Origin of the sequence: Phenylobacterium sp., from assembly GCF_031984885.1 — a bacterium.
In the GTDB taxonomy this organism is placed as follows: domain Bacteria; phylum Pseudomonadota; class Alphaproteobacteria; order Caulobacterales; family Caulobacteraceae; genus Phenylobacterium.
In genome coordinates this window covers 196,078-212,620 of sequence record NZ_DAMABV010000005.1, presented here as the reverse complement: position 1 = coordinate 212,620, position 16,543 = coordinate 196,078, and the positions used below count along the sequence as shown (strand labels likewise).

Annotated in this window: 11 protein-coding genes, 1 tRNA gene and 1 pseudogene; 8 read left to right on the top strand and 5 right to left on the bottom strand. The window is 68.5% G+C overall.

Features of this window, described 5'->3' with window-relative positions:
* Window positions 1–30 precede the first annotated feature (30 nt).
* Window positions 31–1,545: a porin gene (locus RTL41_RS09980; RefSeq protein WP_312163878.1), complete on the bottom strand. Its 1,515-nt coding sequence runs from the start codon at window positions 1,543–1,545 to the stop codon at window positions 31–33.
* Window positions 1,546–1,756: 211 nt separating this feature from the next.
* Here RTL41_RS09980 and RTL41_RS09975 point away from each other — a divergent pair, with 211 nt between their 5' ends.
* The gene (locus tag RTL41_RS09975; RefSeq protein WP_409418320.1) at window positions 1,757–3,160 is read left to right on the top strand and encodes a sensor histidine kinase; all 1,404 of its coding nucleotides are present in this window, start codon (window positions 1,757–1,759) and stop codon (window positions 3,158–3,160) included.
* Window positions 3,161–3,164: 4 nt separating this feature from the next.
* Here the strand turns inward: RTL41_RS09975 and RTL41_RS09970 are convergent, their stop codons facing one another.
* Window positions 3,165–3,545: a nuclear transport factor 2 family protein gene (locus RTL41_RS09970; RefSeq protein WP_312163874.1), complete on the bottom strand. Its 381-nt coding sequence runs from the start codon at window positions 3,543–3,545 to the stop codon at window positions 3,165–3,167.
* Between the two features lie 204 nt (window positions 3,546–3,749).
* Between RTL41_RS09970 and pstC the strand changes: the two genes are divergently transcribed.
* The 5 genes and pseudogenes from pstC to phoB all read left to right on the top strand — a co-directional run bounded on the left by pstC (window position 3,750) and on the right by phoB (window position 8,785).
* Window positions 3,750–5,192 (top strand): phosphate ABC transporter permease subunit PstC, encoded by a 1,443-nt coding sequence (pstC, locus tag RTL41_RS09965; RefSeq protein WP_312163871.1) that lies wholly within the window; start codon window positions 3,750–3,752, stop codon window positions 5,190–5,192.
* On the top strand, window positions 5,185–6,477 hold the full coding sequence (pstA, locus tag RTL41_RS09960; protein ID WP_312163868.1) for a phosphate ABC transporter permease PstA: 1,293 nt from the start codon (window positions 5,185–5,187) through the stop codon (window positions 6,475–6,477). Before pstC ends, pstA begins: the two co-directional genes overlap by 8 nt.
* 72 nt (window positions 6,478–6,549) lie before the next feature.
* Window positions 6,550–7,358, top strand: a pseudogene (gene pstB, locus RTL41_RS09955) (phosphate ABC transporter ATP-binding protein PstB); the annotation flags it as partial.
* Between the two features lie 11 nt (window positions 7,359–7,369).
* Complete coding sequence (phoU, locus tag RTL41_RS09950; protein ID WP_312163864.1) at window positions 7,370–8,065, top strand: phosphate signaling complex protein PhoU; 696 nt, start codon at window positions 7,370–7,372, stop codon at window positions 8,063–8,065.
* A gap of 27 nt (window positions 8,066–8,092) precedes the next feature.
* A complete protein-coding gene (gene phoB, locus RTL41_RS09945; RefSeq protein WP_312163861.1) occupies window positions 8,093–8,785 on the top strand; it encodes a phosphate regulon transcriptional regulator PhoB in 693 nt (230 codons plus the stop codon).
* Between the two features lie 143 nt (window positions 8,786–8,928).
* Here phoB and RTL41_RS09940 read toward each other — a convergent pair whose 3' ends face one another.
* A complete protein-coding gene (locus RTL41_RS09940) occupies window positions 8,929–9,519 on the bottom strand; it encodes an HD domain-containing protein (protein WP_312163859.1) in 591 nt (196 codons plus the stop codon).
* Window positions 9,520–9,726: 207 nt separating this feature from the next.
* Here RTL41_RS09940 and RTL41_RS09935 point away from each other — a divergent pair.
* Window positions 9,727–9,801, top strand: a tRNA-Gly gene (locus RTL41_RS09935).
* A 51-nt stretch (window positions 9,802–9,852) separates the two neighbouring features.
* Here the strand turns inward: RTL41_RS09935 and RTL41_RS09930 are convergent.
* A complete protein-coding gene (locus tag RTL41_RS09930; RefSeq protein WP_312163857.1) occupies window positions 9,853–11,046 on the bottom strand; it encodes an acyltransferase in 1,194 nt (397 codons plus the stop codon).
* 97 nt (window positions 11,047–11,143) lie between these two features.
* Complete coding sequence (locus RTL41_RS09925; RefSeq protein ID WP_312163855.1) at window positions 11,144–11,695, bottom strand: 4'-phosphopantetheinyl transferase superfamily protein; 552 nt, start codon at window positions 11,693–11,695, stop codon at window positions 11,144–11,146.
* A 405-nt stretch (window positions 11,696–12,100) separates the two neighbouring features.
* Here RTL41_RS09925 and RTL41_RS09920 point away from each other — a divergent pair, with 405 nt between their 5' ends.
* Window positions 12,101–16,540 carry a MupA/Atu3671 family FMN-dependent luciferase-like monooxygenase gene (locus tag RTL41_RS09920; RefSeq protein ID WP_312163853.1) on the top strand — a complete coding sequence of 1,480 codons (4,440 nt, stop codon included), beginning with the start codon at window positions 12,101–12,103 and terminating at the stop codon, window positions 16,538–16,540.
* Window positions 16,541–16,543 lie beyond the last annotated feature (3 nt).

The window sequence follows — 16,543 nt, the reverse complement described above, 5'->3', positions numbered from 1 at the left end:
CGGCCGTAGCCGCGCCAGCCCGCCGTTGGGTTAGAACGCGTACTGAGTGCGCAGCGAGTAGATGTTGAAGTCCTGGCCGACCTGGGCGCCGGCCGGCGGAGTCGCCGTCCCGGCCCCGAAGGCCGTGCCGCCGGGGGACAGACGGTCCACCGAGACGTCCTGGAAGGCCGCCTGGAACCGCAGCACGTTGTTGACGTACCAGTTCAGGCCCAGGGTGAAGATCTCCTGTTCGCCGCCGCGGATCGCCGAGGCGACCGGAGCCGTCCCCGGCGCGCCCGCGAGATAGTTGAGGTCCAGCTTCGAATAACGCAGGCCGAGCTCCCAGGCTCCCCAGGTCCCCTTCTTCAGGTCGAAGGGCTTGGCCGGGCGGGGGGCGTCGAAGGTGCCGGCGCTGTAGCGGCGCGGCTCGCCGGTGATCGTCCAGCCGGCCTGGGCGTACCAGCCGGAGAAGTCGGGATCCGACAGCGCGCCCTTACGATCGACATCGATGTCGAAGTATTCGGTCTGGACGTAGAGGTTCTTCCACTGGGCGCCGAACTCGGCCCCGATGACGGTCAGGCCGTCGGCGTCGATGTTGCCGGTGTCGATCAGGCGCGTGCCGTCGACGCGGATTTCCGGGCGGTCGCGCAGGCGGATGTTGGTGACGGCCGGGGCGCCGGTCACGTCCGGACCGCTGGCCGCCGGGTTGAAGACGATCGAGGTGTTGACGCCGACATGGACCAGCGCGTCGCCACGGCGGAGCGGCACATAGGTCAGGCGCCCGACGAAGGCGGTCTGCTCGTCGAAGCTCGACGTGCCGATGATGTTGCCGGTGATCGCCGCGGCGCCGGTCCAGTTGTCGCCGCCAGCCAGCAGGGCGACCGCGGTGCGGCCGTCGCCGGCCGCGATGGCGCGGACCGTTTCCGAGGGCGAGGCGCGCTCGACGAACAGCGAACCGTTGGTGGAGACCGCTTCCTCCAGGCCGCTCGGCGGGGAGAAGGCCCCGATGCGCAGCTTCAGGTTGGCGACCGGGAAGCCGTACTGCACCCAGGCGGCGCTGATCTTGCCGGCCTCTTCCGCGCCCGAGCCGCCGAAATCGTAGAGGAAGTTGTAGTCGAAGGCGCCGAAGGCCTTGCCCTCGATGCCGATCCGCGCGCGGCGGAAGTTGGCGCCGTCGCTGAGGTCGCGGGCGTGGTCGTTCTCGTTGGCGTCGCCGAACGACCCGCGGCGGAAGTCGGTGGCCAGCGGGCCGGCCGCGCTCTGATCGTAGTGGGCGGCGTCGAGCTGGAACACGCCGCGGAACGAGGCGGTGAAGTTCCCGTCGGCGGTGGAGATGGTCGGACGGCCGTTGGCCAGCGACACCGTCGTCGCGGTCGCTTCCTTGCGGACGTCGGCGATGTTGTTGGCGGTCGACTGCTTCAGGTCGGCGATCTGCGACTGCAGCAGCTCCAGTTGCTCTTCGAGCGCCTTGATGCGCGCGTCGGTCGCCTCGTCGGCGGCGGCCAGTCCCGGCCAGGCGAAGGCGATCGCCGCCGCCCCGGTGATGAGTTTGGTTTTCCACGTCATGTGGTTGTTGCCCCTCGTTTTGTTGGAGTTCGTCACAAACTCGACCGCATGTGGACCCGATAAATCCCATCGGGAAAATCGAGTTTGACTTGAAGCGGTCGCAGATTTCCTGACAGCGCGTATCGGTCGCAGGCTCTCGCTTGGGTCGCTGTCATCCCGATGACATAAGGGTCGGGCTTCGTTGGTTTTTGTGGTTCAGGATCGATTCGCCTTGGCGCTGCAGCCGTCGACTTCGCGGTTAAATCCACCGGCCTGGCTTGGACCGGTCGGTCCTGTCCTGACGGCCGGAGGCGCAGGCGCCGCCGCGATCCTGGGTTTCGCCCTGCTGGTCGGCGCGGACGTGCAGGCGGTGTCATGGATGCTGCTGGTGGTTGGCGGCGTGACGGGCCTGGCGGCCTGGCACGTGGCCGAGCGGATCGGAGTGGCCAACCCGGCCTCCAACGCCGCCGACCGGCCCGCCCATGAGGACGCGCCGCCCTATGCAAGCCTCGTCAACGCCTTGCCCGACCCGGTTCTGGTGATCGCCGCCCATGAACCCGATGACCTCACAGGGCGGCGTTTCGTGCTGGTTAACGACGCCGCCCGCGAGACCCTGAGGATACAATATGACGCAGGGCTTCTGGTCACGGTGATCCGCGACCCCGACGTGCTGGAGGCGGTGGACGAGGCCCTGTTCGGCGGCCGCGAAGCCGAAGCCGTCTACGAGATGGGCGGCGCGCAGGAACGGGTCATGCGCGCCATCGCCAAGCCGCTGGGCACGGCGCCCGACGGCGCGCCGCTGGCCCTGCTGGTGCTGCGCGACGAAACCGACATCCGCCGGGCCGAGCGCACCCGCGCCGACTTCCTGGCCAACGCCAGCCACGAACTGCGCACGCCGCTGGCCTCGCTGTCGGGGTTCATCGAGACCCTGCGCGGCCACGCCAGGGACGACGCGGGCGCCCGCGAGAAGTTCCTGTCGATCATGCAGGCCCAGGCCGAGCGGATGTCGCGGCTGATCGACGACCTGCTGTCGCTCAGCCGCATCGAGCTGAACGAGCACATCGCCCCGCACGGCGAGGTCGACCTGATCATGGCGGTGATGGACGTGCTGGATTCGCTGGGGCCCCTGGCCCGCGACCGCGGCGTGCGGCTGGAGCCGGTCGACCTGCCCGGCCGCGGCGAGGTGCTGGTGGCGGGCGAGCGCGACCAGATCATCCAGGTCATCCAGAACCTGGTCGACAACGCCATCAAGTACACGCCGTCCGGCGCGGCCGTGCGGATCTCGCTGCGCAACGGCGTGTCCGCCAGCGCCGCCGCCGTTCCCGCCAACCCGCGGGCGGTGCGCTTCTCGCTGCTGACCCCCGACCGAGCCTCCGACCTCTATGCGGCGCTGCGGGTTTCGGATGCGGGGGTGGGGCTGGCGCGCGAGCACCTGCCGCGCCTGACCGAACGCTTCTATCGCGTGGAAGGCCAGAAGAGCGGCGAGCGCTCGGGCACGGGCCTGGGCCTGGCCATCGTCAAGCATATCGTCAACCGCCACCGCGGCGGCCTGGCGGTCGAGAGCGTCCAGGGCGAGGGCGCCACCTTCACCGCCTACTTCCCGCTGGCGAAGGCGGAAGGGGCCGCGGAGGCCTGAGGCCTCAGATCCCGTTCAGCAGGGCCGCCTCGGCGGAGTCGATGTACTCGTCCAGCCGGGTGATGACCCCGTCCTGCATGCGGATCACGCAGCAGGCCGACATCCTGAACGGCCGCCCGTCGGGCAGGGTCGCCTCCAGCACATGCTGCTGCAGGAAGCCGTCGGGCAGCGCCTCGCGGCGCACGATCCTGTACTTGCGGTCGGGCAGCTTGCGCACGAACCAGTTCAGCACCTTGATGTTCTGGTCGACGGTCTGCTCCAGGCCGTCATTGTTGTGCCAGATCCTGGCGTCGGGCGCGTAGCAGGCCCGCACCGCCTCGACGTCGCCGCCCTCGATGGCGTCCACGAACCGTTCGGCGAAGGCCAGCACTTCATTGGATTGCATGCGTCTCTCCCTTGGTGGGGATGTTAAGTCTTGATTTGCAAGTAATCAACGGGCGGCGCGCTCCGACGGCGCTCGCCGCGATCGTAATGAAACTGTCATCTAACTGTCGCAGGCGGACAGCATAAGGCGGGCAAATTCCAGCCCGGGCGGGCAAGGGGCGTCATCGGCCTCCGTACCCGGCTCGCGCAACGGCATGGACCCTCGATGCTCACCTGGATCGCCCTGACGGCGCTGCTGCTGTTCTCGCTGGCCACCTACATGGCGGGCCGCCGCCGTGCGGTGGCCGCGAGCGCCGGCAAGCCCGCGCTTCTTCATTCTCTCCCCGGCTACTACGGCAGCTACGCCGCCCTCTGGGTGGGCGTGCCGGCGGCCCTGCTCATCGTGCTGTTCGCGACCTTCGGGCCGCGGCTGGAGGCCGGCCTCTTGCGGACCGACGCGCCGGCCGCGGTGCAGCAACTGACCGCGCCGCAGCAGGACGTCTTCTATGACGACGCCCGCGCGATCGCCCACGGCGGCACGCCCAGCGAAACCATCTATGACGGCGACTTGAAGACGGCGCTCGACCAGAAGGCCGCCAAGTCCCGGCAGCTCAGCAACCTGATCCAGTACGGCTCCATCGCGCTCGGCGCGGTCCTGGCCCTGGCCGGCGCCTTCGTCGCCTATCCGCGCATCGCCCCGCAGTTCCGGGCGCGCAACAAGGTCGAGGGCTGGGTCGCGGGCCTGTTCATCGCCTGCTCGGTCACCGCGATCCTCACCACGATCGGCATCGTCGCCTCGTTGGTCTACGAAAGCTGGCGCTTCTTCCAGGCGGTGCCGATCCACGAGTTCCTGTTCGGAACCGAGTGGAACCCGCAGATCGCCATGCGCGCCGACCAGTTCGCCGGCGCCGGCGCGTTCGGCGCGGTGCCGCTGTTCGTCGGCACCTTCCTGATCATGCTGATCGCCATGCTGGTCGCCGCCCCGATCGGCCTCTTCTCGGCGATCTACCTCTCGGAATACGCCAGCTCCTGGACCCGCTCGGTGGTCAAGCCGCTGCTGGAGATCCTCGCCGGGGTGCCGACGGTGGTCTACGGCTTCTTCGCCGCCCTGACCGTCGGGCCGATCTTCCGCTCGTTCTTCAACGCGATCGGCGCCCAGCTCGCCGGCGGCAGCTTCGACGGCCTGGCCCAGTACCTGATGCAGGTGCAGAACCAGATGGCCCTGGTGGCCGGCGCGGTGATGGGGATCATGCTGATCCCCTTCGTCTCCTCGCTGTCGGACGACATCATCAACGCGGTGCCGCAGTCGCTGCGCGACGGCAGCCTGGCCATGGGCGCGACCCGCTCCGAAACGGTCAAGAAGGTGGTTCTGCCCGCCGCCCTGCCGGGGATCATGGCCGCCATGCTGCTGGCCGTCTCCCGCGCGGTCGGCGAGACCATGATCGTGACCATGGCGGCCGGCCTGCAGGCCAAGACCACGCTCAACCCGCTCGACACCGTCACCACCGTGACCGTGCAGATCGTCACCCTGCTCACCGGCGACCAGGAGTTCGACAGTCCCAAGACGCTGTCGGCCTTCGGCCTGGGCCTCACCCTCTTCGCGGTGACGCTGATGCTGAACATCGTCGCCCTGCGCATCGTCCAGAAATACCGGGAACAGTATGACTGACGCCGCCCTCCCGCCCCCCGCGACCAGCCTGCGCCAGACCGTCGAGGCGCGCCTGAAGACGCGTCACGCCCAGGAGATGCGCTTCCGCCTGTATGGCCGCATGGCCATCGTCGTGGCGCTGGCCTTCCTGGCGGTCCTGCTCGGCCGCATCGTGACCCAGGGCTATTCGACCTTCATCGACTACCAGATCCGCGTGCCGGTCCACCTGGACGCCAGCCGGATCGACAGGGCCGACCCGACCAGCGCCAACTACGACCTGATGGTCGCCGACTCGATCCTGGCCAAGCTGGGCGAGACCGACGACGAGTTCGGGACCAAGTCGGGCAAGGTCATGCAGATCATGTCCAACGACCTCGGCTTCCAACTGCTGAAGATGGTGCGCGAGGACCCCAGCCTGATCGGCAGGACGATCACCGTCACCGGCCCGGTGAAGTCCGATGCGGCGCTCTACTTCAAGGGCCAGATCAAGCGCGCCACCCCCGAGGACGCGCGCAAGCTGGACAACCAGCAGCTCGACTGGATCGACAAGCTCAAGGCTTCGGGCGCCGTCACCTCCGGCTTCAACACCGGCTTCCTGACCCGCTCGGACTCCACCGAGCCGGAGCAGGCCGGGGTGCTGGGGGCCATCGTCGGCTCGCTGATGATGCTGCTGGTCACCGCCTTCCTGGCCATCCCGATCGGGGTGCTGGCCGCGACCTACCTGGAAGAGTTCGCGCCGAAGAACCGCTGGACCGACCTGATCGAGGTCAACATCAACAACCTCGCGGCGGTGCCCTCCATCGTCTACGGCCTGCTCGGCCTGGCGGTGTTCATCAACTGGCTGGCCGTGCCGCGCTCCTCGCCGCTGGTCGGCGGCCTGGTGCTGGCGCTGATGGCCCTGCCGACCGTGATCATCGCCACCCGCTCGGCGCTGAAGGCGGTGCCGCCCTCGATCCGCGAAGCCGCGCTCGGGGTCGGCGCCTCGCGCACCCAGACGGTGTTCCACCACGTCCTGCCGCTGGCCATGCCCGGCGTCATGACCGGCGCCATCCTGTCGCTGGCCCACGCGCTGGGCGAGACCGCGCCCCTGCTGATGATCGGCATGGTCTCGTTCGTGCCCGGCGTGCCGGAAGGCTTCACCGGCGCGGCCACCGTCCTGCCCGTCCAAGTGTTCATCTGGGAGAACGCCTCCGAGCGCGGCTTCCATGAGCGCACCGCCGCCGCCATCATCGTGCTGCTGGTCTTCATGATCATCATGAACCTGGCCGCCATCCTCCTGCGACGCCGCTTCGAGCGGCGGTGGTGACGCCGATGCGACTGTTTTCGAGGTTCCCAATGCCCAGCCAGCGAGACGACGCCATGGCCCACGACACCGCCGCCGCCCCCGTCCACATCGCCGTCGACCGCACCCACGCCGCCTTGCCGACCCTGCCGGTCAAGATCCGCGCCCGTGACGTCAACGTCTTCTACGGTGAGAAGCAGGCCCTGTTCGACGTCTCCCTCGACGTGCCGGAAAATTCCGTCACCGCCCTGATCGGGCCGTCGGGCTGCGGCAAGTCGACCTTCCTGCGCTCGATCAACCGGATGAACGACACCATCCCGGGCTGCAAGGTCACCGGCCGCATCGAGCTGGACGGCGAGGACGTCAACGACCGCTCCATCGACCCGGTGGTGCTGCGCGCCCGGGTCGGCATGGTGTTCCAGAAGCCGAACCCGTTCCCCAAGACGATCTTCGAGAACGTCGCCTACGGCCCGCGCATCCACGGCATCGCCACCGGCAAGGCGGAGCTGGAGGCCATCGTCGAATCCTCGCTGAAGCGCGCCGGCCTCTGGGCCGAGGTCGCCGACCGCCTGCACCAGCCGGGCACCGGCCTCTCCGGCGGCCAGCAGCAGCGCCTGGTCATCGCCCGCGCGATCGCCGTCAGCCCCGAAGTGATCCTGATGGACGAGCCCTGCTCGGCCCTCGACCCGATCGCCACGGCGCGGATCGAGGAACTGATCGACGAGCTGCGCAACCAGTACTGCATCGTCATCGTCACCCACTCGATGGCCCAGGCCGCGCGGGTGTCGCAGAAGACGGCCTTCTTCCACCTGGGCAAGCTGGTGGAGGCCGGGCCCACCGGCGAGATCTTCACCAATCCGCGCGACAGCCGGACCCAGGACTACATCACCGGCCGGTTCGGCTAGGGGCGAGCGACATGAACGAGCACATCGTCAAATCCTACGAAGACGAACTGAACACCCTCACCGCCGACTGCGCGCGGATGGGCGGCCTCACCGAGGCCCAGGTCGGCGACGCCCTCGACGCCGTGGTCAAGCGCGACCAGGCCGTGGCCGAGGCCGTGGTCGGCCGCGACGAGCGCCTGGACGTGCTGGAGGCCGAGATCGAGCGCAAGGCCATCCGCCTGATCGCCCTGCGCCAGCCGCTGGCCAACGACCTGCGCAAGACCGTGGCGGCGATGAAGATCGCCTCCAACCTCGAGCGCTGCGGCGACCTGGCCAAGAACATCGCCAAGCGCACCATGATCCTCAACGAGGCCGAGCCGATCAGCCCGCTGACCCGCTCGATCGAGCGGATGGGCCGGCTGGTGGCGGGGCGGCTGAAGGACGTGCTGGACGCCTACACCGGCTCGGATCTCGACCGCGCCATGGCCGTCTGGTCGCGCGACGACGAGGTGGACGAGCACTACAACAGCCTCTTCCGCGAACTGCTGACCTATATGATGGGCGATCCGCGCACGATCACCGCCTGCGCCCACCTGCTGTTCGTCGCCAAGAACCTCGAGCGGATCGGCGACCACGCCACCAACATCGCCGAGATCATCCACTATGAGATCACCGGCGAAGAGATGATCTCCGCCGAACGACCAAAGACTGACGCGCTGCGCGCCTGACGCGCACGCTTCAAGGAGCCCATAGATTTGACGCCCTATATCCTGGTGGTCGAGGACGAAGACGCCCTCTCGACCCTCCTGCAGTACAACCTCGACAAGGAGGGCTACGACGTGGTCGTGGCCGCCGATGGCGAGGAAGCCCTGACCCTGGTCTCCGAGCGCCTGCCCGACATCATCATCCTGGACTGGATGCTGCCGAAGATCTCCGGGATCGAGGTCTGCCGGCGGCTGCGCCAGCGCTCGGAAAGCCGCAACGTGCCGATCATCATGCTCACCGCCCGCGGCGAGGAGAGCGACCGGATCCGCGGCCTCGACACCGGCGCCGACGACTACATCGTCAAGCCCTTCGCCATGAGCGAGCTGTCGGCCCGCATCCGCGCGGTGCTGCGCCGCATCCGGCCGGGCCTGGCCGAGGACCGCGTCCACATCGGCGACCTGACCATCGACCGCGTCGCCCACCGCGTGAAGCGGGCCGGCAAGGAGATCCACCTCGGCCCGACGGAGTTCCGGCTGCTGGACTACCTGATGCAGCATCCGGGCCGGGTGTTCAGCCGCGAGCAGTTGCTGGACGCGGTCTGGGGCTCGGACGTCTATGTCGAGGCCCGCACCGTCGACGTCCACGTCGGGCGCTTGCGCAAGGCCCTCAACCGCGAGGAAGCCATGGCCGACCCGATCCGCACCGTGCGCTCGGCCGGCTACTCGCTGGACATGGACGCGTAACGGGCGGAACGCCCCTACCTGTTCGTCATCCCCGGGCTTGTCCCGGGGACCCATAGGCACGAACCGCGCAGGCAAGGTCCCGATCTCGGAGTCCATGGACGGCGGGCGCGAGGCCGGCCCTGACCATCCGAGGGGAAGTCTTCCTACGCCTCCTCGCGCCGATAGATCGACCGCTTCGGCCGCTCCAGCACCCGGCGCAGCATCGGCTCGAACGCTTCCAGCGGCATCGACTCATAGGCCGGGTCGAAGCTGTTCTGATCGTAGAGATGGCAGAACTGGGCCGTGTACTCGAAGTCCGGATGGCCGCGGAACTGCTCGCGCATGTCGCGGTCCAGGCCCAGGTGGTGGAAGAAGTAGTAGCCCTGGAAGATGCCGTGCTTGTCGAGCATCCAGTGGTTCCGCTCGGACACGTAGGGCTTCATGATCACCGCCCCGACCTCGGCGTGGTTGGCCGGGCCCAGGATGTCGCCGATGTCGTGCATCAGCGCGCAGACCACGTATTCCTCGTCGCGCCCGTCCTTGAAGGCGCGGGTGGCGGTCTGCAGCGAGTGCTCCAGCCGGTCGACCGGATAGCCGCCGTCGTCGCCCTTCAGCATGTTGAGGTGAACCAGCAGCCGGTCGGCCAGCTCGCGGTTGAACGGGCCGGCCGCCCTGACGATGGCCATCCAGTCTTCCTGGGTGCCCTCGGTCATGGCCGTGAACCTGGCCTGGGTCTGGATCTCGCCGTCGGCCATGGCGGCCTCCCTCAAACATCTGTTTCGCCCATCGTGCGGCGAAGGGGAGGGGACGTCAAACGCGGCGGCCGAAAACGCCGCAAGCCGCCGGGCGTTCGCGCGGCTTGAGCCGGCGGCCCAGAACCGCTAGACGATGCCCACGCCAATGGCTTCAGCGTCCGATACCCCGGCCGCGCCTCCACCGAACCATTGCGCCGCAAGGCCTTCGCGGGCGTAGCTCAGGGGTAGAGCGTCAGCTTCCCAAGCTGAATGTCGTGGGTTCGAATCCCATCGCCCGCTCCAGCCGCTCGGCGGACCGGGAGAAGAGACCGGGCGCCTCCGCTGCGATGGAGCTCAACGGGCGCGGGCGAGGGATGGTCGTCGGCCGGCCAGGATGCGGGTTTTCCAGGCGAGGGCCGGGCTTTCGATGAAGCGCCAGGAGAACCAGGCCCAGGGCAGGGCCAGGCACGCCGTCATGGCCGCATTCAGCGCCGCCCCGCCCTGACCGCCGAAGGCGACCACGAGCGCTCCCTGGATGGGCCAGGCGATGAGATAGATCCCGTATGAAAGGTCGCCGACGCGCTCGAGGATGGGCGCGGCGAGCAGGTCTGAACGGCCAAGCGCCGCCACCAACGCAGCGAAGGGGGCGAACCCGACGAGATAGTTCCAGGGCGCCGGGAGAAGTCCGGCGGCGAGGAACAGCGCTCCACACCACATGGCGACCCTGATGGGCGCCCCCGGTTCGAAGCCCATGAGCCTGAGGGCCATGCCGCAGAGAAAGTAGGGGGCGAGCTGAAGCGCGTCGTCCAGGACGAAATGGTAGAGTTTCCACTCGCCCAGCATCTTGAGGCGATGGCCCTCGAACGCCGCCGCCACCGCCAGCGCGAACAGCAGGGCTGCGGCGACCTTGCGAGACGCCCGCCCCGCCCAGGCGAAGATCGGGACGACGAGATACAGGCAAAACTCGATCGACAGCGTCCAGAGCGAGCCGTTCGCGGCGCCGTCGAAAGGCGGAAACTCGAACACGCCGGGCAACCAGTCATCGTACCAGAGCACCACGTTCTGCAGCACGAACAGGTAGGTATACCGGTCCCGGAGATAGGCGCTCAGGCTCCACTCGGTGACCAGCGGGCCAATGCAGAACGCCGTCACCAGCAAGACGACGAAAAGCCCGGGAAAGATCCGCAGGGAGCGCTTGACCAGATACCGCGCCCCGTTCGGGTCGGACAGGAAGCTCCCCATGACCAGATAGCCGGAAAGCGAAAAGAAGATGGAGAGCCCAAGGGTGTGGATGGGAACGCCCCCGACCCTGGGAACGGCGCTGTTCGTCAACACGAAGGAGTGCCCGACCAGCACCAGGACGGTGCCGATGAGGCGCAGCGTGTCGAAGCTGGCGGATCGCGGCCCGGCGACCTTCGTCTCGCCAGTCCCCGATGGAGGGCCCTGGCGGTGAGGCCCCGGAGGCTGCGTCCCGGTATCCTGCTGGCCGCGGGGCGGCTCCCGGGCCGGCGGCGGCGCCGGTCCGCGTTTGAACCAAATCGGAAGCATGCCCCACCGCGCGCGGCGCCGGCCGCGACCCAAAAACTGGGGACCTAGTTACAGCTAGACCTTGGGCGCCGCCAGCCCCCGCCCATCCAGCGGACGCTCAGAGCGCCGGCGGGATCCAGTTTCTGAATGCGATCGGACCCGCGGGCGGGGGGCGATCCCGTCGTGCGACGGCGCAGGTCGCATCGCCCAGGCGGACGTCGAGCCTGTGAAAGACATGCCGCACGCCGTCATCGACGGCGCAAACCGGCCGCCATCGCTCGAAGTCCGCCGCAGGGAACCCGACCGTGATGCGTGAAGGGTCGTGCGCGACCCCCTTGCCCAGGGCCTTCAGGACGGCTTCCTTCCTGACCCAGAGCCGCAAGAGATCCGCGGCGGTAAGATCGCGTTCGCGCCGCTCGGCCAACTCGTCGGGCGAGAGGACGTGGGCCATCTCGTCGCTGCTCAAGGCGAGCGGCCCGGTTTCCAGATCAACTCCGATTTCATGCTCGAAATCCACCGCGATCACCGCGAGATCGTCTGAATGCGCCAGGCTGAAATGCGGCCCTCCGGGAATGCTGGGTTTGCCCCACGCGTTCACTATGAACGATACTTCAGAGGGGGTACGCTTCAGATAACTGGACAGGACGCTGCGAAGCGCAACGTGCGCCACCAGATAGCGCCGTCGCAAGTGATCGAAATGGAATGATTGCGCCCGGGCCAGTTCATCTGGAGAAAGGCATGCCGAAAGCGCTGCTGTGAGCGGAGTGGAAAGATGAACTTGGATCAGGTCCAGGACTATTCGTTTCCCTTGCGTCAGTCTCGGCTGGCTGAATCCAGAACTGCCCGTCCGTCGCGCTAGTTTTTACACCGGCTCGGTTTAAGGCTATTTAACGAATTTTTGCCTGTACTTATCCCGGCATCGGATCCTATTACCGGTAAGATGTCGTCATGTACCTAGAAATCGCACCGTCGAACAGGCGCCGCAGCAAGTTGGCCGGTTCAGTATGTAACTAGACATTTTCATCTATGACAGAAAATCTTGTCGACCAGAATGGCCGAACTCAGGCGGTTCCAAATGTCTAGACAAAGCGCCTACTTCGTAGGGGACGGCACGCTTCTGATCCGCTGCGCGGAGGCGTTCCTGGAAGCGGGCGGGCAGGTGGCGGGCATTGTCACGGCGTCCTCCCAGATCATCGCCTGGGCGCAGGAGCAGGGCCACGCCCTGCTCGGCGTCCCCGCCAGGCCGGAGCTGAGGCCGGGCGGGGCCGACTATCTGTTCAGCGTCGCCAACCTCGCGGTGCTGCATCCTGACGCGCTCGCCGGCGCACGGGTGATGGCGATCAATTTCCATGATGGCCCCCTGCCCGCGCGCGGCGGCCTGAACGCGCCCGCCTGGGCGATCCTCGAAGGCGCCGACGAGCATGCCGTGACCTGGCATGAGATGGTCGAGGCGGTCGATGCGGGCCGCGCGCTGAAGTCGCGCCGCTTTGCGATCGCGCCGGACGAGACGGCGTTCAGCCTGAACCTCCGCTGCTATGAGGCAGGCGAGGAGACCTTCCGCGAATTGCTGGCCGATCTTGCGGCCGGCCGGCTGGCCCCCATGCCGCTGAGCGGCGAGCGCGGCTGGTATGGGCGCGCCAAGCGTCCCGCCAATCTGGGTCTTCTGGATTTCACCCAGCCCGCGGCGGAGCTTGGCCGGATGGTGCGGGGGCTCGATTTCGGCGCGCGGCGCAATCCCCTGGCCCTGCCCAAGGTGCTGCTCGGCGGCCGGCTTCTGGCCCTCGCCAGGCTGGAGCGCGCAGGCGATGGAAGCGGCCGGCCGGGTCAGGTTCTCGCCCTCGACGAGGGGTCGATCACGCTGATGGCCGGGGACGGCGCGGTTGCGCTGAGCGGTCTTACCGGCATGGACGGCGAGGCGGTCAGCCCCGCGCGGCTTGACGTCCAGGTGGGCGCGGCCGCGGCGGCGCCGGTCCCCGTCGACGCTGCGACGCTGCGCAGCGTCGGGGCGTCGGAGGCGTTCTGGGAGGCCGCGCTCGAAAGCGCCAACCCCGCTCTTCCTCCGTATCCGCGAGATCATGCGGCGAAGGCGGGGCAGGCCCCGCTTGCCATCGGACAGGTGTCGGAGGGCGCTCTTGGCGCGGCATGGGCCGCCTGGCTGGTTTCCCTCACCGGCCAGTCGCACGTCATGGTCGCGATCGCGGCCGAGCCGGCGTGTTCGGCCTTGTCGCGCTGGTTCCCGGTCGCGGTGGAGCTGGACCCTGGCGACACCGCGCAGTCGGCGTTCGCCGCCTATGCGGAAGCCTTGAGCCGGGCGCGGGCGCAGGGACCGATGGCGGCCGACCTGCCCTTGCGGCTCGAGGGGCAGGCGGCCTCGCCAGGGGCCCGCGTCGCGCTTGGCGCGCTCGTCGCCGGCCGGCCGAACGCTGCGGAAGCCGACATGGTGCTCTGCGCCGATCCGGCGACGATCAGCATCCGCCCCGGCCTCTACGGGCCCGAAGTGCTGAGCGCGATCGCTGCGGATTTCAGCGCCTTCTGCAACGCGTTTCTCGGCCGGCCGGACGCGGTGTTGTCCACCCTCCCGCTGGGCGATGACGACTCGGTCCTCGCGGCGGGCGGACCGGCGGAGATTCCGGACACGATCCATGCGCTGATCGCGAAGACGGCGCAGGACATGCCCGAAGCCGTCGCCATCGAGGACGGCGGGCGCACGCTCACCTACCGCGAACTCGAGGAGAGGTCGGCGCGCCTGGCGGGCGCGTTGGCCGCACGTGGCGCGGGGCCGGGCGCGGTGGTCGGGCTCTATCTCGACCGGAGCGCCGACCTGGTGGTGTCCATGCTGGCCATCCTCAAGACCGGCGCGGCCTATCTGCCGCTCGACCCGTCCTACCCGCCAGATCGCATCGCCTTCATGGTCGAAGATTCGGGGGCCGCGCTGGTGGTGGCCGATCCGGGCGCCGCCCTGCCCGGCTTCCTGGACCCCGCGCGCGTGGTGTCGCACGCGGCCGGAGGAGACTTCGCCGGCCCGCAGGGCGCGCCCGCCGACATGGCCTACCTGATCTACACGTCCGGCTCGACCGGCCGGCCCAAGGGCGTGATGATCGAGCATCGCAATGTCACGAATTTCTTCGCGGGCATGGACCGCGTGGCGCCGCTCGACCGGGGAGCGCGGCTGCTGGCGGTCACCTCCATGTCGTTCGACATTTCGGTGCTGGAGCTCCTCTGGACGCTGACGCGCGGCGCGACCATCGTGTTGCAGGGCTCGGGCGGCAAGGCGAACATTCCCGCCTTCTCGCTGTTCTATTTCGCCGCGCAGTCGGGGGGAGGCGCCGACGACTATCGCGTCCTGTTCGAAGGCGCGCGCTTCGCCGATGAAAACGGCTTCGAGGCGATCTGGACGCCGGAGCGGCATTTCCATGCGTTCGGCGGCTTGTATCCAAGCCCGGCGATCAGTTCGGCCGCGCTGGCGGGCATGACCAGGAACATCAAGCTGCGCGCCGGGTCGGTGGTCGCGCCGCTGCATCATCCGGTTTCCATCGCCGAAAGCTGGGCGCTGGTCGACAACCTGTCGGGCGGGCGCGCAGGCATCGCCATCGCGTCCGGCTGGCAGCCGGACGACTTCATCCTGCGGCCCGAGAACTTCGCCGAGCGCAAGCCGGTCGCACTGGGCATGGTCCAGACGCTTCGCCGCCTGTGGGCCGGCGAGGCGGTGGAGTTTCCCGGCCATGACGGCAAGCCGGTCGCGGTGAACATCCATCCGCGGCCCGTGCAGAAGGAGATCCCGGTCTGGATCACGGCGGCGGGAAACCGCGAAACCTTCATCGAGGCGGGACGCCTGGGATGCGGCGTGCTCACCCATCTGCTCGGCCAGTCCATCGAGGAACTGAAGGACAAGATCGCCGCCTATCGCCAGGCCCGCGCCGCCGCGGGTTTCGAGGGCGCCGGCCACGTCGTGCTGATGCTGCACACCTTCGTTTCCGACAACGAGGCCGCCGTGCTGGAAACCGCGCGCCAGCCGATGAAGTCCTATCTGAACAGCGCGGTCGATCTGGTGCGCCGCGCGTCGTGGACCTTCCCGACCTTCGTGTCGCGGGCCGAAGCCACGGGCCGCAGCCCGCAGGAGGTTTTCGAAAGCGAGGACCTGACGCCTGAGGAGCTCGATGCGCTGCTGGATCATGCGTTCGAGCGCTACTTCCGGCGCTCGGGCCTGTTCGGCACGCCGGAAACGGCGAAGGAAATCGTGCGCGACGTGAAGGCGGCCGGCGTCGACGAGATCGGCTGCCTGATCGACTTCGGCATCGCGCCCGAGACCGTGCTGGCGAACCTCAAGCACATCCGCACCCTGATGAGCGAACTCGAAAGGGAAGGCGGTCTCGGCGACAAGAGCTCGGTGGCCGAGGACATCCTGCAGAACGGCGTCACCCATCTGCAATGCACGCCTTCGATGGCCGCCTATCTCACCGCCGATGCGTCGGGCGAGCGCGCCCTGCAGCAGCTCGACTGCCTGATGGTCGGCGGCGAGGCGCTGCCGCCCGATCTCGCCCGCGACCTGCGGGATGGTCTTCGGGGCCGCCTGCTCAACATGTACGGGCCGACCGAGACGACGATCTGGTCGTCGGTCGCCGTGCTCGACGCGGTGGGCGAGCGGGTTCCGCTCGGCGAGCCGATCGTCAACACCGGCCTGAGCGTGCGCGCGCCCGGCGGGCAGGTCTCGCCGCGCATGGTGGAAGGCGAGCTGTGGATTTCCGGCGCGGGCGTCTCGCGCGGCTACTGGCGGCGGCCGGAGCTGACGGCCGATCGCTTCGTCGAACGCGACGGCCAGCGCTGGTATCGCACGGGCGATCTTGTGCGGATGCAGCGGGACGGCGCGCTGGAGTTCCTCGGGCGGATCGACAACCAGGTGAAGGTCCGCGGCCACCGCATCGAGCTTGGCGAGATCGAGGCCGTCATCGCCGAAGCCGAGACGGTCGGGCAGGCGGCGGTGAAGATCGTGGAGTTCGGCGCGAACGACATGCGGCTGGTCGCCTACGTCACGGCGGGCGCGTCGCCGCCCAGCGAGCGCGACCTGCGGGCGCGCCTGGCGGAAAAGCTGCCGGAGTTCATGCGGCCCTCGCAGATCGTCATCCTCGACCGGATGCCGATGACGCCGAACGGCAAGATCGACCGGCGGGCCTTGCCGCTTCCCAAGATCGCTTCCGAACGCGGGGAGATGGTCGCGGCCACCGGCGATACGGAGGCGGCGGTGGCGGCGATCTGGAAGAACGCCCTGGGCCTCGAGGAGATCTCCGTGACCGAAAACGTCTTCGATCTTGGCGCGCACTCATTGCTGGTCGTGCAGATGCAGCGGCGCATGAAGGAGCATTTTGCGCGCGACATCGCCATCACGGACATCTTCCGGTTCCCGACGGTTCGCGCGATTGCCGCGCATCTGTCGAGCGATGCCGGCCCGGCCAACACCGCCGCCGACCGAGGCGCCGCGCGCGCCGCCGCGCGGCTGGCCAGGATGGGCCGCAGGTAGGGT